The sequence below is a fragment of the Echinicola soli genome (assembly GCF_006575665.1).
Taxonomy (GTDB): domain Bacteria; phylum Bacteroidota; class Bacteroidia; order Cytophagales; family Cyclobacteriaceae; genus Echinicola; species Echinicola soli.
Map to the genome: position 1 here is coordinate 3527233 of NZ_CP041253.1, position 24568 is coordinate 3551800.

Sequence of the window (24568 nt, forward strand, 5' to 3'; positions counted from 1 at the left end):
CTTTCTTAATGTGACAAAGGAGCACTAATTAGGGTTAATTTATCCATTTATAGTTGGAATTAAGACCGTGATTGGTAATGTTTGTTTGCAACTTGCTGACCGTAAGAATTTTAGAGAGGTGTTGATAACGAGGTGCATAAAATGTTTAAAATGTTTGGTGTAAAGCCATTACATTTGTTACTATGGCAGAAAGAAATACCGCAGGAAGGGAGCGTAATCCAATCAGAAGAAAAAATAACTTAGAGCAAAGTTTGACAGGAGGCGTGGGCAAGATTCCGCCACAGGCCACCGATTTGGAAGAGGCAGTGCTTGGCGCATTGATGTTGGAAAAAGAAGCCATTACCGCCGTAGTGGATATTCTGAAACCAGATAGTTTTTATAAAGATGCCCATAGGGAAATCTATGATGCGATTTTGCAGCTTTTTAACGAGAGTGAACCAATAGACCTGTTAACGGTAACCAACAAGCTCAGGAAGAATGGGAAGCTGGAAGTAGCGGGAGGAGCCTACTATATCACTGAACTTACTTCTAAGATATCTTCTGCTGCCAATATAGAGTATCACGCTCGGATCATTACAGAAATGGCCATGAAGCGCCAAATGATCCGAATTTGCTCCGAGATTCAGAAAGATGCCTATGAGGAAACGACCGATGTGTTTGAGCTATTGGACACCATGGAGCAATCGCTATTTGAAATATCCGAAAACAATATCCGAAAAAATTATGCCGACATGAAATCCATTATGCGGGAGGCCATTACGGAGCTGGAAGGAAAGAAAGATTTGGCTGATGGGCTTACCGGTGTACCAAGTGGATTTACGGCATTGGATAGGGTGACCTCGGGCTGGCAAAAATCCGATTTGGTGATTATTGCTGCCCGTCCTGCGATGGGTAAAACGGCCTTTGTGCTTTCTGTACTTCGAAATGCCTCGGTGGATCACAGTAGGCCAGTGGCTATATTTTCCCTGGAGATGTCAGCCGTCCAGTTGGTAAACCGTCTCATTTCATCCGAGGCGGAATTGGACTCAGAGAAGATCAAGAAAGGAAACTTGGCAGATTATGAGTGGGAGCAGCTGATCCATAAGACCAGTAAACTTTCCTCTGCGCCGCTATTTGTGGATGATACGCCTGCCTTGTCCATTTTGGAACTTCGCGCAAAATGTCGCCGATTAAAGGCACAGAGTGATATCCAGATGATCGTAATTGATTACCTTCAGCTGATGTCTGGTGATTCCAAAGCCAGTGCAAGTGGTAACCGTGAGCAGGAGATTTCCAGTATTTCCAGGGCACTTAAGAAAATTGCCAAGGAGCTTGAAGTACCGGTGATCGCACTTTCCCAGTTGTCAAGGGCGGTAGAAACACGGGGTGGAGATAAACGTCCACAGCTGTCCGATTTGAGGGAATCCGGAGCCATCGAGCAGGATGCGGATATCGTTATGTTCCTTTATCGACCAGAATACTATGGTATCAACGAGGATGAGGAAGGCAATAGTACCATGGGCACTGGAGAGGTGATTATTGCTAAGCATAGGAGTGGTTCATTGGAGACGGTCAAGCTGCGATTTATCGGTAAATATACCAAGTTTACGGACCTGGACTTGAATGTCCCTTATCAGCCGCAAGGTCAGGAAGCCATGTATGGCAATAAATTCCCAAGTGCCGCTGGTGGTAAAGGATTTGACGATTCGAATATGATCAGGATCCAGAGCAAAGCCAATGGGCCTGACGAAGAGGAAGGTTTCCCGGGAGGACTGGGCAGCAATGATCCTGCACCGTTCTAGTCCTTCGACACTTCGACCGGCGGGAGGTAGAGAGATGGATCATCTGCTAATCACGAGTAACCAATAACCATTAACGATTAACCAATATACCAACTATGCTAGGACTTGTTTTAGATCAGGATAACCCTTCAGGAATCACTGTCAAGGAGGTGGAATTGTCAAGCCTAAAACCCAATGAGGTCAAAGTGAAAGTAAAAGCCGCCGCTTTGAACCACCGTGATGAGTGGTGCCGGCAAGGGAAATATCCCAATATCAAAAATGGGGTCATTTTGGGATCCGATGGTGCCGGAGTGGTGGAAGAAGTAGGAGACAAGGTGGACAAAAAGTGGTTAGGCGAGGAAGTCATTATCAATGCTGCTAATTTTTGGGGGGATAAGCAAGAAGTCCAATCGGGAGATTTTCAGATTTTGGGAATGCCCGGCAATGGGACCCTCGCAGAATATGTACAAGTGGATGCCTCCAGGTTATGTAAAAAACCGGCTCATTTATCATTTGAAGCAGCGGCGGTATTGCCATTGGCAGGTTTGACAGCATATCGAGCGGCTTTTTATCACGGAAAGGTGAAGCAGGGAATGAAAATGTTAGTTACCGGTTTTGGAGGAGGCGTGGCCCAGTTTGCCGCCCAATATGGTATCGCTGCAGGTGCTGAAGTCTATGTGAATAGTGGGCATGAGGAAAAGTTAAAAAAGGCAAAGGAGCTGGGTGTGTCCGGTGGCTTCAATTACAATGATGAAAATTGGGTCCAGCATGCGCTGGATCAAACGGGTGGGGTTGAATTGATCATCGATTCGGCCATGGGAGCTACTTTTGCTGATTCGATCAAAGCATTGCGACCTGGCGGCAAACTGGTTTTTTATGGTGCTACCCTCGGCAATCCACCGATGCTGGATGCCAGAAGGGTTTTTTGGAACCAATTGACCATTCAGGGCACTACTATGGGAAGTGACAAGGATTTTGATGAAATGGTGGAGTATGTAACTGAACAAGGGATCACTCCCCTGGTGGATTCCGTTTTTGATTTTTCGAATGCCGTGGAGGCATTTGAGCGAATGGCGGCTGGAGAGCAGACAGGAAAAATCGTGGTGAAAATATAATGTTTAGAGGCCTGTCAAGCCCAGTCAATGCCACCTTTTTCTTTAGGATTGATTATTCATCCAAATCGTTTTCGAACAGGAAGTTTTGGAAAGCGTTTTTGAGCTCCTTTAAGGCGTGCTGATCATTTTTGGTTTTGGCAAGTTCGATGCCTGATTTGTAGATGGAAAGTGCTTTTTCGATCTCTTCTATCTCTGCATTCAAAGCAGCCGCATGAAAGTAGGTGGGGAGGTATGCTGGATGTTTGTCTAGCAATTCATCAAAATAGCTTACAGCTTTCTTCAAGTCGCTGTTTTGATATTCTAGCGCCAGGGCATAAAGGTTAAAAGGATTATCAGGTTCATCTTTCGCAAATTGCTGTAACAATTCAATTCTCGATAAATTATTCATTGGGATCGACCTTTTAGGCTTTTTGATTTATAGTTCTTGGGCAAATATACTGTAAAAATGTGCCTCGGAAAGAGTGGTGTTTTTAATTGATAAAAGTAAAAGATAAATTATCCTTTGACCAAATTGAAAAGGATTTAAAAAATTCCCTCATTGGTCGGTTGGGTTACTTGTTAAATTGATATAGGTACTGCTATTTACCGTGGCCACACTATAACCATAAATTATTGTCCATAGCCAAAATCAATTCATTCAGGATAGGTATTGAACGCCCTTTTTTTTATTTTTGGGCAATTCAAATAAGAATGCCAGGCGATAGCTAGATAAATACACACTAAGTTTATGGACTAGGTACACTTTTCATGAAGCTTTCCTATGAAATTACACCTATCATTGGCACGTTATATCCATATGGGAAGAAGGTGGAATAACCTATTGGCATTTTGGAAGAAGCCGTTTTTTAGCGGGATTAAAACAGTAAAATCAGATTTCTGCGAAGGAACTTTATTGACAACTTATAAAATAAAAATATATGAAAATTCTGGTTTGTATTACACACGTGCCGGATACTACATCCAAAATTCAATTTACTGAGAATAACACCAAGTTTGACAAGACAGGTGTCCAATTTATTATAGGCCCATACGATGATTATGCTTTGGCCAGAGCGGTGGAACTACGAGACCAATCAGAAGGAAGCCTCACCGTACTGAATGTGGGAGAGGCAGAGACAGAACCTACTTTGCGTAAGGCGCTGGCCATTGGTGCTGACGAGGCAATAAGAATAAATGGATTCCCTTCCGATTCACTTTTTGTGGCCACCCAAATTGCCCATTATGCTAAAGAAGGTGGATATGATCTTATCCTGATGGGAAGGGAATCCATCGACTTTAACGGCGGTATGGTGCATGGAATGGTAGCAGAAATGCTGGGCATGCCTTCCGTCTCACCAGTGATGAAACTGGATCTGGAAGGTGATGTGGCCAAGATCGCCAGGGAAATAGAAGGAGGGAAGGAATATTTAGAAGTGAAACTTCCTTTTGTGGCAGGCTGTCAAGAGCCTATAGCAGAGTGGAAAATTCCGAATATGCGTGGGATCATGTCTGCTCGGAGCAAGCCGCTGAATGTGGTAGAACCTGTCAGCGATGAAGCAGCTACCGAAACGGTCGGTTATGAGCTTCCACCTGCGAAAGGAGCCGTTAAACTTATCGATAAGGATAATGTGGAAGAACTGGTGAATTTGCTGCAAAACGAAGCCAAGATCCTTTAAATAGTCCCTTTAATTTAAATTAGAATAATATGTCCATTTTAGTATATATAGAGCACGCTGAAGGTGCGATCAAGAAAACATCATTAGAGGCGGTATCCTATGCCAGTGCCCTTGGCGAAAAAGAAGGGAAAGAAGTGGTAGCAGTGGCCCTTGGAGCCATCGAAGAAAGTGCCCTGGCAAAGGCAGGTTCTGCGGGAGCGCAAAAAGTCCTGCATGTAGCTGACAAAAAACTCAATGATGGAGTGATTCAGGCACATGCCAGTGCCGTAGGCCAAGCTTTTGAGCAATCAGGTGCCGATACTTTGGTACTTGCAAAGTCTTCCTTGGGAGACGCTGTGGCTGCGCGGTTGTCAGTGAAACTGAAAGCAGGATTGGCTTCCAACGTAGTGGCACTGCCGGAAGAAAACGGTGGCTATAAAGTAAGAAGGAGTATTTACACCGGAAAAGCCTTTACTGACACGGTGATTACAACTGCAAATAAGATTTTGGCCGTTAAGAAAAACGCTGTGCCCTTAAAATCGGATGGAGCAGATGCCGGAGTAGAAGCTTTGGAGGTAGCATTGGCAGAAAGTGATTTTGCTGCAAAGATCACTTCTACAGATAAAGCATCCGACGAGATTTCATTGCCCGAAGCGGATATCGTTGTTTCAGGAGGCCGTGGGATGAAGGGGCCAGAAAACTGGAGCCTAATCGAAGATCTCGCAAAAGCGATGGGAGCGGCCACAGGGTGTTCTAAGCCCGTTTCTGACAGCGGATGGAGGCCACACCATGAGCACGTAGGGCAGACAGGTGTAAAAGTAGCACCAAGTTTGTACGTGGCAGTTGGAATTTCAGGTGCTATTCAACATCTTGCAGGTGTAAATGCATCCAAATACATTTTGGTGATTAATAAAGACCCAGAGGCGCCATTTTTCAAGGCTGCTGATTATGGTATTGTAGGCGATGCTTTTGAGATTTTGCCAAAACTTACGGAGGCTGTAAAAGCAATAAAATAAAAACGAGTGGAGAACACAGTTGAACTAGAAATATTAGGTTTATCATCAAATCATTCACAATCTGGATCATTCACACTGGTGATGGGAGAAACCACCGGAACGAGGAGGCTTCCTATTGTGATAGGGATGTTTGAGGCACAAGCTATTGCCATTGAGATAGAGAAGATTGTTCCTAATCGTCCCATGACCCATGATCTGTTTAAGTCTTTTGCCAGTAATTTTGGGTTTTCGGTAGACTACATTCTTGTTTCAGATATGAGAGAGGGTGTTTTTTATGCTAAAATCGTTTGTAAAGATGGAAAGAAGACTGTGGAAATCGATGCGAGACCTTCGGATGCCATTGCCATAGCGGTTCGTTTTGAGGCTCCTATATTTTGTGAGAAAAAGGTGATGTCTGAAGCTGCGATTGAATTTAATGAGGAAGAAGAAGAGAAAAGTGGAAGAAAAACCAAAGCAGAAGAGAAGAAAGTCACTTCGGACAAACCCAGAAATCAAGAGCCCCTGAAGGATTATAGCCTCGAAAAGCTTAACCAGTTACTTGATAAAGCTATCAATAGTGAGGACTATGAGCAGGCTGCTCGCATCAGAGATGAAATAAACCGTAGAAATTAATGATACTCAAAGCCTGGGACTATCAAGTTCCAGGCTTTTTTGTTTCCATTCATGCCCCAAAATAGATTATATTTACTTTTCTTATTTTCTTTTGATAGGATCAAATATGAAGGTGGTCTATAAATTTAAAATATGGATTATTTAAGAGGTATGATAGGAATAGTGGCGCTACTTGGCGTAGCTTTTCTATTTTCAGCAAGCAGAAAATCAGTAGACTGGAAGTTAGTGGGGATAGGGGTAATCTTACAAGTTGTTTTTGGTTTTTTGATTACGAAGGTAGCTTTTGTAGAATCTATTTTTGCAAGCATCAGTGGAGCCTTTGTGAAATTATTGAGCTTTGCCCAGGCTGGAGCGATATTTTTGTTTGGTGATCTGGCGACAGATTCGTTTGGGACCATATTTGCCTTTCAGGTGTTGCCTACCATCATTTTCTTTTCGACAGTTTCTGCAGGCTTGTACTACCTGGGAATATTACAGAAAATTGTATTTGGAATTGCTTGGGTGATGGCCCGGACCATGAAGCTTTCTGGTGCGGAAAGCCTTTCCGCCGCTGGGAATATATTTTTAGGTCAGACGGAGGCACCACTGCTGGTAAGACCTTTTATTTCTACAATGACCCGTTCTGAGTTGATGTGTCTGATGACTGGAGGCATGGCTACCATTGCTGGAGGAGTTTTGGCCGCTTATGTAGCTTTTTTGGGAGGAGATGATCCTGCTGAACAAAGTAGATTTGCCTCTTATCTATTGGGGGCTAGTATCATGAATGCCCCCGCTGCGATCGTAATGTCGAAGTTGATCATCCCAGAGACCAATAAGGAAGGCCTGAATGATAAGTTAGAAGTGAACAGCGAAGGTTTGGGCGTGAACTTGATCGATGCCATGTCGATAGGGGCTGCAGATGGACTAAAGTTGGCATTAAATGTAGGAGGGATGTTACTTGCATTCATCGCGGTTATAGCCATGCTGAATTATCTATTGTCGGGCGTATTGGGTGATATAACTGGATTGAATCAGTTTGTGGTTAACTCTACTAATGGTAGGTTTGAAGGTTTTTCTCTGGAATATATTCTTGGACAAGTCTTTAGGGTATTTGCATGGCTGATGGGAGTGGAGTGGCAAGACACCCTTCAGGTGGGCTCTCTTTTGGGGCAGAAAACGGTGATCAATGAGTTTGTGGCTTATGCAGATCTTTCTTCCATGAAAGCAGAAGGAGACCTCTCACCAAAATCTATCATTATTGCAACGTATGCCCTTTGTGGGTTTTCCAATTTTAGCTCTATAGCGATACAGGTGGGAGGAATTGGAAGCATTGCACCAGGGCAACAGGGGAACCTTTCAAAACTGGGGATGCATGCGCTTTTAGCAGCAACACTTGCTTGTATGATGACTGCGACGATTGCAGGAATGTTATTTAGCTAGAAAAAAAATAAGAGGCTGTTTATAAGTAGTCACTTCCCATTCTGGATGTCAATGGCATTGCTTACCACGGCAGTCATGTAAGAGAAGAATTCCCGGAATCAATTATTTTGAATTCGTATTTGAGATTCTTTCTTACGTCAGAATGACGGTCACATAAACTTATGAAAAGCCTCTTATGTGAAACAAGGTTATTAAGCTTCAGAAATAATGATTTTTTCGATTTTGTCTCCTTGACGGATTTGGTCGATTACGTCCAAACCTTCTACCACTTTTCCGAAACACGTATGATTCCTGTCCAAATGGGATGTATTGTCCCTGCTGTGACAAACGAAAAATTGTGAACCACCGGTATTTCTACCAGCATGGGCCATAGATAGGACGCCACGTTCATGGTGTTGATTGTCCCCATTCAGCTCACAATCAATGGTATATCCAGGCCCACCAGCGCCATTCCCTATGGGACATCCACCTTGGATAACGAAGTTTGGAATTACCCGATGAAAGGTAAGCCCATCATAAAATCCCTTCTGAGATAGGTCTACAAAATTCTTAACCGTGTTGGGAGCGTCTTTTTCATAAAACTCCACTTTCATGGTTCCTTTTTCAGTTACTATTTCTGCTGTTTTCATTTAAATGATTATTTGAAGCAAATATAGTAAAACTTACTTTTATCTTGACGAAATAGTTCGCTTGGGAGATGTTGGTTTGGTATTGCTTTTTGTTGAATGAGTTAAAAATGTTCCATTTGGTCTGTTTTTTGATTATCTTATAATAACCAAACTTATTTAATCATGAATAACAGAGAAAAGTTAGAGAAAATGGACAGAGCTTTGAGGTTACTTGCAGACCTGAAAAATAGCCAAGTGGCTTTGATAGAAAAGGCTTCCCAGCTCCAACTTGACGCCATGGAGTTTAATTTTTCGAACATGGAAAAGAATATGGGGGATTTGTACTCTAGATACAATGAATCCTTGGATATGCTTGGCGAGGAGCTCGAGCGGTTCGAGATAAGAAGGAACAAGTTTGAACAAGAGCATGGTTTAGATAAACCTGAAGAATAAAAAAAGCCCTCCGCAAATGCGGAGGGCTTTTTTTAGGTGTTTGGCGCACCGGCCATTATATCCTCAGAAGCAAAATCCTCATATTTTTTGAAGTTCTCTACAAACGATTTGGCCAGTTGATGTGATTTTTGATCATATTCTCCCGGATTTTCCCAGGTCGATTTAGGATTTAGGATTTCTTCGGGGACATTTGGGCAGTGCTGGGGAACGGCTACATTGAAAACCTCGTGGGTTTTAAATGGGACACTATCCAATTTCCCTTCCAGAACCGCAGCGATCATCGCCCTTGTATATGGGAGCTTCATCCGTGATCCAATACCATAAGAGCCTCCTGTCCATCCAGTATTTATCAGCCAAACGTTCACATTGTGGTCTTTCATTTTTTTACCAAACAAGGATGCATAGACGGTCGGGTGAAGGGGCAAGAATGCAGCGCCAAAACAGGCCGAAAAAGTTTTTTGTGGTTCGGATATTCCCATTTCTGTGCCAGCTACCTTTGCGGTGTATCCCGATATATAGTGGTACATTGCCTGACTGGTGTTCAGCTTGGAAATGGGGGGGATTACACCGAATGCATCTGCCGTAAGAAAGAAAATGTTTTTTGGCAACGTGCCTAGCGGAGGCATAATGGCCTTTTGTATGTGATACAGTGGATACGCTGTTCTGGTATTTTCAGTGACGCTGGTATCGGTATAATCGATGGTTCTGGAATTTTGAGCAAACCGTGTGTTTTCCACTACGGCTCCATATCTGATCGCTTCCCATATTTCGGGTTCTTTTTCCCTGGAAAGGTCAACTACTTTGGCATAACAGCCCCCTTCGAAGTTAAAGACCCCATTATTCGTCCAGCCATGTTCATCATCTCCGATGAGGTTTCTTGCTGGATCTGCGGATAGTGTGGTTTTGCCTGTTCCAGAAAGTCCAAAAAACAATGCAGTATCCCCATTCTTACCAATATTGGCTGAGCAGTGCATGGAGAGAACCTTTTCCTTCAATGGCAAGAGGTAGTTTAATACAGAGAATATTCCCTTTTTTATTTCGCCAGCATAGCCGGTTCCTCCTAACAAGATGATTCTTTTGGTCAGGTTAATGATGGTGAAGTTTTTTCCTCTGGTACCGTCTAAAACCGGGTCAGCTTCAAACTCGGGGGCACAGATGATCGTGAAATCGGTGCCTTGGTCTATGGTTTCATCCTTTTCAGGTCTTAAAAACATATTGTGACAAAAAAGATTGTGCCAAGCCAAGGTGTTGTATACCCTGATATTCAAACGGTATCTGTTGTCTGCACCTGCATAGACATCCCTGGCAAAGACACTTCTGTGCTTAAGGTGTGAGAGCATTTTTTCTAAAAGCCGATCGAAATGTGCTTCCAAAAATGGGATATTGACATCTCCCCACCAGATATTTCCCTTTGTTTCATAATCAGATACAATATATCGGTCTTTCGGTGACCTACCAGTGAATTTACCTGTATGAGCCATGAGGGCTCCAGTGTCGGTAAGCCAGCCTTCCTGTCTTGAAAGAGCATGTTCGATGAGCTCAGCTGGTGTGAGGTTGAGTTTTACCTGACCATTATCCAATTGTTCATGGAGTTCTAGCTGGTCAGTAACTGGGCGTGTTTTACTGATCATAAATCTCTAAAGTTATTTGGGTATTACTTAAAAGGTACTAATGCAAAGATATAAGAATTGGGGATTATTATTCTTAAAAAGACACGAAAATATCGTTTTTCAAACGATTTCGAAGGGTTTTTTAGGGAGTAAGTAGGTGATTTAAGGGATCGCAAAAGTGCCAGAAAATCTACGGAGAAAGGAGCTAATGTTCGAAATGCCAAAGGGGAACAAAATGGGACATTTTTCATGGTTTAAGAAAAAATCTCTTATCATTGTAAATTGTTAAGCTTAATTTAGGAACTATTTACCCAAATGTTACAAAACGAAGAATCCAATAATCAACAACTTGACAGGGGGTTTGATGGTCCATCGATGTTTGGACACCCGAGAGGTTTAATGACACTCTTTTTTACAGAAATGTGGGAGCGTTTCAGCTACTATGGCATGAGAGCCCTGCTTATCCTTTTTATGACCACAGCCGTCATTGACGGTGGGCTGGGATTTGATGACAAGACTTCAGGAGCTATTTATGGACTTTACACGATGGGCGTTTACCTGCTTGCCCTTCCTGGTGGATGGCTGGCGGATAGGCTGTTTGGATTGAAGAAATCTGTATGGTACGGTGGGATTATAATTGCTTTGGGGCATTTCACTATGGGATTACCAGGGATAATGGCCATGCTAGAAAGTGGTCATGAAGCAAAAGCGGCACTATCTCCGTTGGATACTACTTCTTTCTTTTTAGGATTGATCCTTATCGTGGTCGGAACAGGATTGCTCAAACCCAATATCAGTTCGATTGTTGGACAGCTTTATCATGAAGGAAGTTCCAAACGGGATGCAGGATTTAGTATCTTTTACATGGGGATTAATATTGGAGGATTTATTGCGCCGATTATCTGTAGTACGTTTGCTGAGGTAGATTGGCATTTAGGATTTGGAGTGGCTGGTTTTGGTATGATCCTGGGATTGATCCAGTACCGGTTGACCTCAGGTACCCTTAAGGGTAAAGGCGAACTGTCCGATCCAGAATCTGATGCGGAAGTAGCCCACCGACGTCGCTTAAGGATGTTTACTTTTCTTACGATTATTGTGCTTTCGATGGTACTCTTTTTGATGTTTCAGGGAGTAATTGCCATTGATGCCGCAGTGATAGCTGATGCTTCATATAAAGTAATTGCAATAGTGGCGGCGGCTTTCTTTATATATGTGTTGCTTTTTGGTGGATTAAATACAGATGAGAAAAAGAAGGTAGGAGTGATCGCTATATTGCTTTGTTTTGGCGCATTATTTTGGTCCGGTTTTGAGCAGGCAGGTTCTACATTAAATCTTTTTGCGGATAGGTTTACCAATCGCGAAGTGTTTGGATGGGAAATTCCGGCTGGTTATTTCCAATCTGCAAACTCCATGTTTATCATTATTTTTGCACCAATCTTTGCTGCGCTATGGGTATGGTTGGCAAAGAGGCACCTAGAACCGAGTTCTCCGATAAAATTTGCTTTTGGGCTGATCTTGTTGGGGATAGGGTTTTTAGTAATGTATTTTGCTGCCAAAGTGGCTGCAGCTGGAAATATGGCCGCACCTACTTGGTTAATGTTTACCTATTTGTTTCATACGTTTGGAGAATTGAGCTTGAGCCCAGTGGGCTTGAGTCTGACCACTAAGCTGGCGCCTAAGAAATTCCAAGGACAGATGATGGGGATGTGGTTTCTGTCAGTAGCCCTGGGGAATTTAGTAGCGGGAATCATTGCAGGTGAAGCAAGTGGAGGAACGAAGGAGTCTGTTGCTGAAATGCCGGATCAATATATGCTGATAGTAATGGTGTCGGTAGGGGCTGGATTAGTGCTGATGATGATCACCAAACCTATAAGAAAGCTGATGGGGAATGTAAGGTAAAATAAAAAAGGGAGCGATCAACGCTCCCTTTTTTATTTACTATATGATGACTATAGTTATTTTTCTTTTTTGTTTCCTTTAAATAGGTTGTTTCTAATGTCCGCGTTAGAAAGACCAGCACCTAAACCAATTAGGATACAAACAATCAGTATAAATAATTGGGCTCCGGAGCCTAATGGGGAATTGAATATTTCCAGTAACATGTTTAACAATGTTTTAGTGATGTCTTAAATTTCCTGCAATTTAATAGCTCCGAGCCATTGGACAAAATTAAATAATAAAAACTGGGCTGTCTTTCATCAAAGACAGCCCAGTTTAATGTTAATTAGTCCAAATCGTCATCTAGATCATCATCAAAATCTCCAAAATCATCATCATCAAAATCGATGAGGTTATCCTCTAGTCTTTCATCATCGTCGTCATCGAGGTCATATATATCCTCGTCGAGATCCTCTGAAGTGAATTCGTCGTCTTCCTCGAAGTCGTCAAATTCGTCGTAATACAGTTCTGTTCCTCTTGCCATAATGTGACATGTTTAAATAAAATTAATAGGCAGGATTTTACGCTATTTACAACAAAAAACAGTTTATGTCAATAGGAGATTTTTGTTTTCTCTGGATTTTAAAGATCATAACTTAAAGCCAAAAAGATAAGAGGCCTTAATGTTTCTGCTAATTTAAAGGCGTTGGTTTAGTTGTGTGTTCAAATGATGATGTTTTTAATGATTTTTTCTGTTTTTGGCAGGAATGACATGGTTATTTTGTTAAATTTTTAACAGTTATGGTTTTGTGTTGTAAGTTTTGTATGCTGTTAAATTAAACTGGTAGCACTAATATTTAAATGTTAAGGAGAACATTTTCATACATTGATGTAAATGTCCCATATGTTTACGTTTTTTTCAAGTACCTGTACGTAAATGTGTTTTACTTATTTGTTTTTCAAACCATTAAAAATGTTTTTTAAATAAATTTTAATGTATTTTGTTTGTTTTCTTCTAGCCATTGATATAAATTAGTGGCATGTAATAGGGTACTGGAAACCAGTTAAATCAGCTTTATAAGAAACTTGTATTTGGATAAGCATTAGAGCTTGTAAAATGAAAAATTGACTACTGTTATAATTTACTGATAAAATGATGCTTCACCGGTTCATAAACCTTTATAGGGTTGATTTACAGATGTTTGTCTAGTTAATAACGATTGTTTTGAATTTTTATTAGAGATACTATGAATAATGTTAACAAACTTGTCGCAGGTTTTTTCTTTATTTGGGACACCGTCATATTGGGAATTACTTTCCTTGTTTCGCTATATATCTTTAAGGATACAGGTGTTCAGGGGATTGATTGGGTACTTTTCATAGGGTTAATATCCATATGGCTGGTGATAGTGAAATGGAGAAAACTTTATTTCTTTGATCTTAATGGAGATTTTTCCAACAGGATTTTGAATTATGTGAAATCCAGTGCCATTTTGGTGGTGATTCTTGGTTTGTCATATTTAATTTTCACCTTTCCGCCGACATTTAGGAAAGTGGTTTTATCATTCTCTATTGGATTTCCATTGATTGGAATAGTTACCAATTTTGTCATCTTGAGTATTATTAACCGATTGAAAAATAGTGGAGGAGTTGGAAAAAATGTATTGGTTACGGGACAAGGGGAGATGGTAAATAGGGTGAACTCCTACTTTAAGGATAATCCAAAGAATGGTTATCAGGTGAAAGGGATGGTGAAGTATCATAATGTAGCCGAACCGGAACTGGCCGTAGAAGGTGGTGAATATGTGAGTGATTTAGACAATATGGGTAACTATCTTAGGGATAATCCAGTAGACGAAGTTATTGTGGCCTTACCGATCCAATATTCCGAAGAAATAAAGAAGATTCTCAACACGGCTGATTATTACGGTACTCGTGTCAGATTTATCCCGGATTATCAGAAATTACTTGGGGAAGATTGTAAAGTGATCAGGCAAGGAAACATGGATATGGTTAACGTAAGGCAGATGCCCCTTGATGATAAGATTTCTTCTTTTCTAAAAGAGTGCTTTGATTGGTGTTTTTCCAGTTTGATTCTTTTAATGCTGTCCCCATTGTTTTTCTTGATTGTGATATTGATAAAACTTGATAGTCCAGGGCCCGCCTTTTATTGTCCCGAACGGATCGGTAAAGGGGGCAAGCCGTTTCGTGTGTTTAAGTTTAGGACTATGAGGGAGAATGATAGTACCGGAAAAGCTTCAACAGTTGAAAACGATCCACGTATTACCAAAGTTGGTAAGTTTTTGAGAAAATACAGTATAGATGAGCTTCCACAATTTGCCAATGTATTTATGGGCGATATGAGTGTGGTAGGACCAAGGCCGCACAGGACTTACCTCAATGAAGAATTCCAACGTAGCGTTGATAAGGCCATGGTTAGACATTATTTCAAACCGGGGGTTACTGGATGGGCTCAAGTAAATGGCTGGAGGGGGCCTACAGAGACTGCTGAGCAAAAGGAACAGCGAATAGCTCACGACCTGTGGTATATGAAAAACTGGTCAATGAAACTCGATATAAAAATAATATACTTAACGATTTTTGGACGGAAAACACACGGGACTGCTTTTTGATAATGACTACTTGGCATGGAGAAACTTGATTTCTCCATGCTTATCTTGATTTTTTTGTTATTCGAGCCTATAAGTGGTTTTCGAACTTTTTTTATTATTTAATTTTATTTTGCTGCTAAAATCACAAAGAAAACGCTGAAATATTTTTTAAACTAATAGCTGAATCATCATGTTATAAATGAAAAATACTATTAAAAATTGGGTAATAAATAATCATATTGTGGATATATTCTACAATTATTAATTAAACAAACAATAGGGTTGTTTTTTAAAATTCAATTTTACGCATATAATTTTTGATTATTTAAATGGTGATAATTGTTTTTTGTCGAAATGGAAAAAACATCATTTCTTATAATATGATTAATATGTATTTTAGTATGAAAAAATATAGTTATAAATATTAAAATTTAATTATACCTATTAAAAATTTACATAGAAAGTTTTTTCTTTTTTTATTTACGTTTTTACACTGTTTATATCATATCACAAGTTGTTTGTTTCGTTTTATTAACTCGTTCGTTTTCAGTTAGGTTACGTGGTATGGATATTGGAAAGCTGTTGGGAACAAGTAGTTAATCACCCTAATGATTATACTGTTTGAATCTTATTTACCAACCAACAACCACACTAATGAAAACTAATATAAGAGAAGGACCATCGATGCACTTTAGCTAGATCTGGAAAACACTTAAAAGTAATTATCACCTAACTTATTTATTAATGAAATCTATCACCAATTTAACTTGCAAGAGTTTTCTTGCAGGGCTTACTACGGTCTTTTTCGCAAGTTCTTGTCAGCTAGATGAATCGCAACAACTGGATGAGCAAGAAAGTACTGAGGTAGCAGATGTTACAACTAAATTATCAGGATTATTGTTTTCAGAAGATTTTGAGGGGGATGACCCACTGAAAGGAATCCATACTCAAGGGTCTGAAGATTATAGCCTAAGAATTGTTTCATGGCGGTCATTTGAAGGGGATAAATCTGCTATGTTCAGGCTGACATCATCTGATGAAATGGCTGCAAACGGTACGCGTTCTGAAGTACTGGTTAATTCTAAAGCTCCTTCCCAGGATATGTGGTACAGTTTTGCTGTTTATTTTCCTGAGGATGGATACGAGTACGATAAATCTAACGAATCCATTTCACAGTGGAGACAAAGTTCTGGAGGACCAGCCTTGTCCCTAAGAACGTCTAAGGATGAATTGTACCTTCGTGTAGTGTCTCCTAAGGATGAAAAAAAATGGGAACACCTTAATTTGGGACCGATCATAAAAGATAAATGGACAGAATTTGCGTTTCGTGTTCATCATTCCTCTGGGAGTGACGGATCTGTAGAGATTTGGAGAGACGGAAATAAAGTTTTGAATTATAATGGACCGAATTTATACAAGGGAATAGGGCTCCCTCATTGGAAAGTAGGGATTTATAAATCAATATGGAATTATACGAAAACGGATACGGATGTAAGAACACTTTATATGGATAATATCCGGTACGGTGACGAAAATGTATCTTTATCTGACCTTGTAACTGGAAGTGCGTTGAACTTAGCAGATGGAGTAATCAATGATGCTAAAGAACCCAAGCTAATCATCGCAAATGCTGATACAGAATCCCTGTGGGAAGATTTACATCCTGGCAAGATCATTTATTTCTCCAGGTTAGGTACAAAAAAGTTTAGTTTGTACGCAGACGTAGATAAAAGAATTAAAAGTGTACGATTCGATCTCTATCAACAGGAAGGTGATGGGTATAAATTGATCCACTCCATGTTGGATGGCGGATACCCATTTCTATTATTTGGAGATGATGGCAGAGGTAATTTCTATTATGGTAATCGATTCCTAAAGTCTGGAAAGTATCGAGTGGAAATGGCTGCTTTTGCTGATGAAAAAGGCATCATTCCAGTAGGGGATAAAATGTCCTCGACCTTTAAGATTTATTGACTTTATAAAAATAAAAATCGGCTCAACCTTTTAAGATTGAGCCGATTTTTATTTTATAGCTTAATTTCTATGCCTTTATAAGAGTGATTGGTGAATTTTGTAGTAAATCAGGATGAAATATTTTTTGATCAAATGGCTGGTGAGACCGGACTTGAGTGGTTTTTACTTCTTAGAATTTTGGCTGGAACTCCTCCAATGATGCAATTATCCGGTACATCGTGTGTAACTACGCTACCGGCTGCAATAGTTACATTATTCCCTATTTTTACCGGTCCTAAGATTGTAACACTTGTGCCTATATAACAATTGTCCCCAATAACCACTTCGGGATTTCCTATACCCGGTTTTTTTTTGCCTATCAGGACCCGTGGAAGTACTGTACAGTTTTTGCCAATTTTAGCAAACACAGCAATACGGACAAATCCGGAATGTACTAAGTGAAAGCCTTCTCCTAGCGTGTTTGGATGAATGTAGAAGCTGTATTTTAGCTTCATCCTTCTGTGGTTCCAATATCTCCATGCCAAGGGGACATAGTCCCAAGGTTTTTTCTTTTTGTTGAGATAGTATTCTAAGTAACGTAAGTTTTTGAAAAACCGGTATACCCTGTATCCTTCAGAGTAGGTGATCCACATGATGAAAGGCCTTTTGATGTTAAGTTTTGCCCTCTCGATTCCTATAAACCTGTTCAGGTCTTTTTTACTTTTAATAAGATCCATGGGTGAAAAGAACTTTTAATATCATTGGGGAAAATGGTTTATCAAAGTTACATGCAATCGGACGTTTTATAAATGATCCATATTTCACTAAAGGAATATAGATCACTGGCTTTGACTAGAGACCTTAAGCAAAGTTTTAGTATGTTGTGTCTTTTTTTGGGCAAACTGTTTTGCTGGAGCATATTCCATAACTTTTTCGATCATATATGCAGTGGTGTCAATGCAATTATTTATGAGGTCCATTCTCCTTTCTTTAAATATTTGGTCGTTCTTTTGATCAGATAATATATCAATGGCCTTGTTAATGGCTTCTTCTTGATCTTGCTGAGCTTCAGTAAAATTATAGACCAGTTGATATTTTTTTTCCTGTTCATCTGTATAGCCCCGGCCATCATTGTCCAGGAATATAGCGGGTGTTCCTAAAACAGCAGCCTCTGATGCCATAGTGGCACTTTCTCCAAATAGCAAGGAGCTATAGTACAAGGCATGGTGAATTTTATCGATGGGAATTTTGATCCTATATTTTTCGAGATCTTCCGGGAGTTCTCTCTCTGAAGTTATTAGTACCTGAGCATATTTTGAAATTTCCCTAATCGCTTTACGTTTATTGTCCAATGACATCCCTGAATGACCAAAGTCATGGACTGAGCCCCAAGCTACAAATCGTACAATAACAAACCGCTCTTGAGGTTTTATACCGATAAGGTCCAATATTTTAGGGTCTGGGGTGAAATAATGAGGATGCAAATACGATAATTCCATATACCCATTGAATCGATGATGTTTTTGGCCTAGGTCTGTTCTGTAGCAGGTGGGGGTATGGATAGATGTGGCATAAGGAACTGTTAGCTTGGCATGTAGTGTGGCATGCTCTGTATCGCTAAAAACAATGGAAGGCTTGTTCATGAGTTTTGCAATGTGCGAAGGATAGGGGTGTAAAAAGTTCAAAAATACATCTGGTTTAAACTTTCTGGCTATTCTATATAACTTTAAATCAGCATAAATAAGGTATAAGAATTTTCCAATGGGGCCGTTTTGTCCCTTACCTCTATTAATGAACGGGATATTATAGGCTTCTAAAAGTCGGTGCTCAATTTCTTTGTTTCGTGAAACAAATAATATTTCGTGCCCCATGTCAGTCATTATTTTAAATAAATTTTTAAAATAGTGGACGTGAGCCGGATGATTAATGTCAATTAAAATTTTCATTTGGAGGAATAGCGTTTACTAGTGGGCTTATTTAATTGATGTATCAATATTGGATAACTGATTACTTTGATTAGGTATTCTATTATATAGTTGGTCTATTGGTTTTATAAATATGTGTGACTGGTAGTATAAAAATTTACCATTGACTTATTAATTGTCAATTCCTAACGCAATACAGACAAGCAAATACTCTTCAATTTAGAGACTATTTTTTTTATGAGAGTCGAAATTCAAATAAAATTATAAGAAATACAAATTTATATAAATATACTGCTTTTATTGTTTTTTCTAAAAGGTATTCTGAAGTAAAATCACAAATAAAATAACCTTCAGTATTATCAATCAATACTTTACGTCTCCTAAATCAGTAAATAAACCTTTACACTTGCAGGCCATTGTTTTTTTACCACATTGAGTGAGCCTACTTGAAAAGAACACATGATCAAAGCGTCTAAAGAATTGAGGTATTTGAAGATAGACTATGGCTTACTGGATAGGATGCTATAGTTTCAATATCTTTTCCACCAACTGCTCCATCGAAAGTTAAGGAAGTCTCACCATCGTACTAAATTTTTGGTCCTTTAGATCAATGAAAATGCGTAGCATTCATGAAGACCTATTGAAAGCAATTTTACACCTGAATAAAAGGGCGGAAACACAATTTATTCAATTATGCTTGGCTACGTGTATGATTGCGGAGACTCATGTTGATTTTTCTATAGTATAATTAAAGTGCTATTTTTTTTTAAATGTTTAAGGCATCCAGGTAAATTGCCTTTAACTTTAACGCTATATTTTTAGTATCTAATTTCTTTTCGATGAGACGTTCTCTTCCTTTGCAAACTGTCATTGCATCAACTTTCAAGATATTGTCCAATAGATCCTCTTTTTTAAATGACGTTATAGCATATCCCGGGGTATTACCTACTACTTCCCTAATGTCGCCTACGTCTGTAAATACTCCTTTGCAATTTGAAGCCATGGCTTCTTTAACTACATTCGGAGATCCTTCTTGGAGTGAACATACCACCACCATTTCCACGGTACTCAGGTATTTAATGATCGTAGGATGGCTGACAGGGTAGGGGGCGATAAGTTGGAAATTAAGCTTGGCAAGGTCACTTTCAATTTCCTTGAGGAACTGAAAGTTTTTGTTTTTATCGTCTCTTTTGCCCAAAAATAGAATGTACTTCTTATCATGATCTAAATTTAAGTCTTCGCTATAATCGGTTCGTTTTCCGTCAAATTTAGATAAGTCTACCCCATTGGGTAGGATATGGGATTTGCTTTTGATCCATACGTGCCTGTCAATATTTGGTGATTTGGCGATGATTTTCTTCACAAAAGGCTGGATAAGGTATGTGAGCATTGTAAGGTAATTGAATACCTTTGCTATTTTCCATTGACTTTTTACTCGTCCCAGGGCATCAGTGCCCATAAGAGAGAGGATGAGCGGTTGTTTGGGGAAAGAGAGGGCAGCTACCCAACCCGATAGCGTAAAGTGAGCATGAATGAGGTCAAAATGATTGTTTTTAATAAAATTCCTGAGATTCTCTATGTTGTTGATATATCCTTTGGACCCTTTGCCCTTGACCTTAAAATAGGTCACATTAATGCCCACTTGGACCAGTGATTCTCCTTGCACTTTAATGAATGGCGCTAGATCAAAGTTTTTTAAATTCCCTGATGAAACAAACAGCACCTTAATAGCTTTTTCTGTAGGATAGGCAGCTGAATTTTTGTTTTTACTGAATTCAATGGCATAGTTTCCATCACCTGTGCCTTCTGTTATCGTATTATCTATCTGATTGCTTTTTCTCATTTGGTGGTTATTAAGTGCTTTAGTAGGGAATAATCGTTGTAGTATATTTCTTTAGTTAGTTTTGAAGGTCGATCTGGAATACCAAATGCCCATTATCCGACATAGGTTTTCCTCTCGGGATGCTCCTTCCAGAAACCCCAATCTTGGAAGGGCCAGCGGATTTTTTAAATCTTCTTTTTTTAGGGTAGTCGCTTTAGTGGAAAAGGCCACCTTAAACCCATTTTCCTTCAATATATTCCTTTCCCTTTCACCAAAATCCCCATTAGGGTAGGCAAAAGTATCTACTTCCATACCGGACCAGGTGGTTACTTTTTCTTTACTAATTTGAACTTCCTTGGCGGCTTCCTCATTTGTACAGTTTGGCAGGATTGGATGGGAATGGGTATGAGCACCAAAACTCACAAAATCATTTTCTTTTAAGGACTTTATGTCTTCGATCGTCATGGCCTCACGTTCGCCAAGGGAGGTTTGTTGCTTTAGCTTTTGGTAGAGCTTTGTCCTTTCAGAGTTGCTGAGCTTTTTCATTTCCTCTGAATTCGGATATCCTAGTTTTTGTTTATACGCCTTTTTTGTGGCAGAAAACCAGTAGTATCCCTCTTCAATGGCTTCTGTGGCAAGGAATATAGTGATGGGAACTTGGTACTGCTTGGCTACTTTGGCCATGTTTTCTACATTGGAAGCCCATCCATCATCTACGGTGATCAGTACAGCTCCTTTGGGAAAAGGTGCTTTTTTATAGATGATGTCCTTTAATATGTCGACACTGATAAATTTGAAGCCATTATCCTTTAGCCAAACAATCATTTCTTCAAATTCATCTTTAGTGGGATTGTGAAAGTAAATGGATAAAATATGATCTTTGTTTAATGCCCTGTTTTTTGCGAGTTTTAAAAATCCAAGATTAATAAAAGCTTTTGCTATTTTTTGCGCGTATATGTTTCGAAGTTTCTTATTCATAATTAGGTAGTCGGAGCTTTCAGAAATAAATGGAATCGGTACTGTAATAGGATAAGGCCTATTCCAATAAAGACGATTTGAAATGCACCAATTCCAATTTTGAAACTAGGTCTCTTGATAATCCTTGGTCTTTGATGATTCCATTTAATATTGATTGAGGGTTTTCCAGATTAGGTGCTAAATAGGAAAACTCCAGATGGTTATGAGCTCTATTATTTCCTTCTGGATCTTTGGTTCCTGTTGGAATATACCATAATGTCGCGAAAAGCTGATCACCTCCTGTGATGGCATAGAAGACCTGGCCATTTTCAATTCTGTACATAGCGTCAGATAGAAAATCGGTTCTTTTGGTGCTCAGTGGAAAATTGAGAAGGTCTGCGATATCATTCTTTTTATAAGTAATAGGTGGTATTGCTTTCACCAAACTACTTTTGTCAGCATTTACACTAAATTGATGACCTTTTATGTTCAAGTAAATCTCTGTATTTGTTCCCCCGGGATTTATTGAACCGATCCCCATAGAAGGTGTACTGAACAGATTGGACAGTACCGATGCTTTTTTTGAGTGCTTTCCAATTAGCGTTTTGGCTTTTCTTTTTAGGGCATCCTTGACTTTATTTTTCTTGGTAGCGTATACCGAATCCATTTGCATCTCATGAGCGGTGTAGTAGCTGGTGGCCAGATTTGATTTATAACCATCTGCACCACCTGGTGTTAGGTCAAAATAGCGGTAATTTTCTTTTTTAAGATGGATTCCCAGCATTAGGAAGTGAAGGATTCCCGGAGAGTATTTGGCATAAAACGGGGAGTGAGTATTAAGCCCTTGTAGATGGACTGTTTCACTCGTGATAAAACCCACATTAGAAGCAATAATTTTATTGTCTAGTTTTAAAATACTGGCATGCAGTAATTTTTTTTCAAATACTCTGGAAAGAAAATCAACTCTTCTGGGATCTTCAAGAAAGGCCAGTTTTCCATATATGGCTCCTTTTCTAAATTCGTTCTGTTCGACAAGATTCGGAAGTATGGTATTGAAATCATTCGTAGAGATTACCCGTTCGAAAGACAATTCCCCCTGACGTTTCAGCCGGTTTATTTTCTCTTTTTTGTTTTTCTTTCTTAGCTCTTTTTCCAAGTGTTCTTCATCGCACTGCATGACAGGCTGGGGATATTCTTTTAGGAAGATGGAGTTCTTGAGTTGCCCATTACTGCTAACCCAATCCAGAGGAGTTCCCGATGGGATGTATTTGAGGGATAAAGTGTATTCCTTCTGGATCAATTCCAACGCCTCTTTAATGAATGAAGTGTTGGACTCTGGAGTAGATATCCATACCTGGTATTCTGCGAGATTATTACCGGGATAGGAGAGCTGTCCATCTTTTTCAATTAGGCTAAATAGTCCGGTCATGGAGTCTCCATTCCAATCAGTAATCATAAATGGTGTCTGATCACTGAATAGTTCATACCAGGTCAGTACGAATTCCTTCTGCTGAAAGACAGTGGCCCATGGACAGTCTTTAACCAGCTGATTCCAGCATCCGATAAAACCAGAATGCTTCGCCAGTTCGAGGACTTCCATGCCTTTATGAATTTTCATGATGCTGATTTGATTTATCTGAAGGAGAGGGGGTGGATTCACATTCGATCACATACCTTTCAAATGCCGATTTATTATTCTTGAAGGCTTTGTGGAAATAACTTTCTGCGATTTGCGGAGAAGTTTCATCCGTTCCTGTTTGTTGCTCGTTAGATGCTATCCAGATACTTGCCAATAGCTGGACTCCATCCGTCACTGAATAAAATTCAGCACCTTTACTGACAAGCGTAAATGCTTTTTCGAGAAATTCCCATCTCGATTGAGTAGTGTTTTGGTCAGTGTACTTGAGCAAATCCGTGATGCAGTTTTTATGAACGGATAGGTTAACGGTGTCTGAAGGAAATGACCATGTAGCCTTTGGCTTGTCAGATGAGAAGATTGATCTGGTAATTCCATTTACTTTTTCCTTGATAAGATATATTTTTTTCTTCAAGTTAAGTTCAAAAGTCATCGGCCGGACATCAAACTTAATGAGTGTATTGTGTAGGTTTTTTCTCAAGAATTTTTTTATGCCATACTTGATGTTTTTGCTTAAATGAAGTTCTATGACTTCATCTCCACTGGTTGATACCCGTTCCTTATATCCGTCATAACCAGGGGTAAGATCGAACTTCTGATAACCTTCTTCTTGGAGCATTCTTCCCAGCATATATAAATGAACCAATCCAGGGGAATGCTTCGAATGAAATGGAGAATAGCTAATCAATCCAGCTAAATGCATCCATCCTTTTCCTTTCATGCCAATGATGGACGAAATTGTTTCCCCATCCAGTTTTAAGGCAGTCACGTGTAGGAGATCTTTTCGGAATAGATCGACTAAAAATTTATTACGGTTTGGGTTGGATTTTGAAGGGAGTTTATTGAACATCGCTGCCTGCCTGAAGTCCAAGTAGACAAGTATTTCGTTTAATACTTGTATAAATTCATCTGTATCAGTGACGTTGATGAATTCCACATTTCCAGCGCGATGGATACGGTTGTACTTAGCTTTGAGATGTCTCTTTCGAAATAGTTTTTGTTCTTCCACCAATGCAAAATCCATTAAAGGACGATGGTGTTTATGTAAAACCGTATGTTTCTCCCTGATCGATGTCAGGGATTTTAGTGGCTCGATTATGGAAGGGTCAGGAATAAACCTTAGGCTTAGTTTGCATTGTGGAAATTCCTTGAAAAGTGCTTCAAAGCCATTTTTGACAAATGTCTCATTATGACCCTCTTTAACTAACCAAGCTTGGTATTCGGCATCGAATTTCCCAGCACCTGTGATCTTTAATGAGCCGTTTTTCTTTAATTCTCCATTTTGTTTAGCTGTAGTCAGTGCTAAAAGGCCGATCAATTCGCTGCCTTCAAAGACAGTAAGTAGGATTGGGGTAATGTATTCTTGGTTAACTGTATACCAAGTTTCTACAAACTCTCTTTTCTGAAAGACAGTGGCCCAACTTGTGTTTTCGTAAAGTTTATCCCATTCTTGTTGGAAGTTGTTGTCTTTAAGAATGTCAAAAACGCAATTTCCAATGAATGTCTTCGAAATTGTTGATGTTGTCATCTTGTTAAAAATGTATCCTAGCATAAATAG

Annotated in this window: 20 protein-coding genes; 10 read left to right on the forward strand and 10 right to left on the reverse strand. The window is 39.7% G+C overall.

The window, feature by feature from the left end; translation table 11 throughout:
- Positions 1 to 182 precede the first annotated feature (182 nt).
- Together dnaB and FKX85_RS13945 are read left to right on the forward strand one after the other, a co-directional pair.
- On the forward strand, positions 183 to 1781 hold the full coding sequence (gene dnaB / locus FKX85_RS13940) for a replicative DNA helicase (protein ID WP_141615309.1): 1599 nt from the start codon (positions 183 to 185) through the stop codon (positions 1779 to 1781).
- Between the two features lie 95 nt (positions 1782 to 1876).
- Positions 1877 to 2875, forward strand: coding sequence for a zinc-binding dehydrogenase (locus FKX85_RS13945; RefSeq protein ID WP_141615310.1), 999 nt, complete (start codon positions 1877 to 1879; stop codon positions 2873 to 2875).
- A 52-nt stretch (positions 2876 to 2927) separates the two neighbouring features.
- On the opposite strand, the gene FKX85_RS13950 is transcribed toward FKX85_RS13945, so the two are convergent.
- Entirely contained in the window at positions 2928 to 3263 is a 336-nt protein-coding gene (locus tag FKX85_RS13950) for a tetratricopeptide repeat protein (RefSeq protein ID WP_141615311.1), read from the reverse strand.
- Positions 3264 to 3792: 529 nt separating this feature from the next.
- On the opposite strand from FKX85_RS13950, the gene FKX85_RS13955 reads away from it, so the two are divergent.
- The 4 genes from FKX85_RS13955 (at position 3793) to FKX85_RS13970 (ending at position 7556) form a co-directional block, all read left to right on the forward strand.
- A complete protein-coding gene (locus tag FKX85_RS13955) occupies positions 3793 to 4530 on the forward strand; it encodes an electron transfer flavoprotein subunit beta/FixA family protein (protein WP_141615312.1) in 738 nt (245 codons plus the stop codon).
- A 29-nt stretch (positions 4531 to 4559) separates the two neighbouring features.
- Positions 4560 to 5525, forward strand: a complete 966-nt coding sequence (locus FKX85_RS13960; protein WP_141615313.1) for an electron transfer flavoprotein subunit alpha/FixB family protein — start codon at positions 4560 to 4562, stop codon at positions 5523 to 5525.
- 6 nt (positions 5526 to 5531) lie between these two features.
- Positions 5532 to 6137 (forward strand): bifunctional nuclease family protein, encoded by a 606-nt coding sequence (locus FKX85_RS13965; protein ID WP_141615314.1) that lies wholly within the window; start codon positions 5532 to 5534, stop codon positions 6135 to 6137.
- Between the two features lie 132 nt (positions 6138 to 6269).
- On the forward strand, positions 6270 to 7556 hold the full coding sequence (locus FKX85_RS13970; protein WP_141615315.1) for a NupC/NupG family nucleoside CNT transporter: 1287 nt from the start codon (positions 6270 to 6272) through the stop codon (positions 7554 to 7556).
- Between the two features lie 191 nt (positions 7557 to 7747).
- Here the strand turns inward: FKX85_RS13970 and FKX85_RS13975 are convergent, their stop codons facing one another.
- A complete protein-coding gene (locus FKX85_RS13975) occupies positions 7748 to 8185 on the reverse strand; it encodes a peptidylprolyl isomerase (RefSeq protein WP_141615316.1) in 438 nt (145 codons plus the stop codon).
- Between the two features lie 162 nt (positions 8186 to 8347).
- Here FKX85_RS13975 and FKX85_RS13980 point away from each other — a divergent pair, with 162 nt between their 5' ends.
- Positions 8348 to 8617 (forward strand): hypothetical protein, encoded by a 270-nt coding sequence (locus FKX85_RS13980; protein ID WP_141615317.1) that lies wholly within the window; start codon positions 8348 to 8350, stop codon positions 8615 to 8617.
- 32 nt (positions 8618 to 8649) lie between these two features.
- Here the strand turns inward: FKX85_RS13980 and pckA are convergent, their stop codons facing one another.
- Entirely contained in the window at positions 8650 to 10248 is a 1599-nt protein-coding gene (gene pckA, locus FKX85_RS13985) for a phosphoenolpyruvate carboxykinase (ATP) (RefSeq protein ID WP_141615318.1), read from the reverse strand.
- 294 nt (positions 10249 to 10542) lie between these two features.
- Here pckA and FKX85_RS13990 point away from each other — a divergent pair, with 294 nt between their 5' ends.
- Complete coding sequence (locus FKX85_RS13990) at positions 10543 to 12126, forward strand: peptide MFS transporter (protein ID WP_141615319.1); 1584 nt, start codon at positions 10543 to 10545, stop codon at positions 12124 to 12126.
- Between the two features lie 325 nt (positions 12127 to 12451).
- On the opposite strand, the gene FKX85_RS13995 is transcribed toward FKX85_RS13990, so the two are convergent.
- Positions 12452 to 12649: a hypothetical protein gene (locus FKX85_RS13995; protein ID WP_141615320.1), complete on the reverse strand. Its 198-nt coding sequence runs from the start codon at positions 12647 to 12649 to the stop codon at positions 12452 to 12454.
- Positions 12650 to 13352: 703 nt separating this feature from the next.
- Here FKX85_RS13995 and FKX85_RS14000 point away from each other — a divergent pair.
- Complete coding sequence (locus FKX85_RS14000; RefSeq protein ID WP_141615321.1) at positions 13353 to 14738, forward strand: undecaprenyl-phosphate glucose phosphotransferase; 1386 nt, start codon at positions 13353 to 13355, stop codon at positions 14736 to 14738.
- A gap of 723 nt (positions 14739 to 15461) precedes the next feature.
- Complete coding sequence (locus tag FKX85_RS14005) at positions 15462 to 16691, forward strand: polysaccharide lyase (RefSeq protein ID WP_141615322.1); 1230 nt, start codon at positions 15462 to 15464, stop codon at positions 16689 to 16691.
- Between the two features lie 128 nt (positions 16692 to 16819).
- On the opposite strand, the gene FKX85_RS14010 is transcribed toward FKX85_RS14005, so the two are convergent.
- From FKX85_RS14010 to FKX85_RS14035, 6 genes are all read right to left on the reverse strand, one after another.
- Positions 16820 to 17407 carry a serine O-acetyltransferase gene (locus FKX85_RS14010; RefSeq protein WP_141615323.1) on the reverse strand — a complete coding sequence of 196 codons (588 nt, stop codon included), beginning with the start codon at positions 17405 to 17407 and terminating at the stop codon, positions 16820 to 16822.
- Between the two features lie 102 nt (positions 17408 to 17509).
- Positions 17510 to 18616: a DUF354 domain-containing protein gene (locus FKX85_RS14015; RefSeq protein WP_141615324.1), complete on the reverse strand. Its 1107-nt coding sequence runs from the start codon at positions 18614 to 18616 to the stop codon at positions 17510 to 17512.
- 745 nt (positions 18617 to 19361) lie between these two features.
- Positions 19362 to 20438: a glycosyltransferase family 4 protein gene (locus tag FKX85_RS14020; protein ID WP_141615325.1), complete on the reverse strand. Its 1077-nt coding sequence runs from the start codon at positions 20436 to 20438 to the stop codon at positions 19362 to 19364.
- 51 nt (positions 20439 to 20489) lie between these two features.
- Entirely contained in the window at positions 20490 to 21395 is a 906-nt protein-coding gene (locus FKX85_RS14025) for a polysaccharide deacetylase family protein (protein ID WP_141615326.1), read from the reverse strand.
- A 58-nt stretch (positions 21396 to 21453) separates the two neighbouring features.
- On the reverse strand, positions 21454 to 22992 hold the full coding sequence (locus FKX85_RS14030) for a GNAT family N-acetyltransferase (RefSeq protein ID WP_141615327.1): 1539 nt from the start codon (positions 22990 to 22992) through the stop codon (positions 21454 to 21456).
- The gene (locus FKX85_RS14035; protein ID WP_229239630.1) at positions 22979 to 24538 is read right to left on the reverse strand and encodes a GNAT family N-acetyltransferase; all 1560 of its coding nucleotides are present in this window, start codon (positions 24536 to 24538) and stop codon (positions 22979 to 22981) included. Before FKX85_RS14035 ends, FKX85_RS14030 begins: the two co-directional genes overlap by 14 nt.
- Between the last annotated feature and the right edge of the window lie 30 nt (positions 24539 to 24568).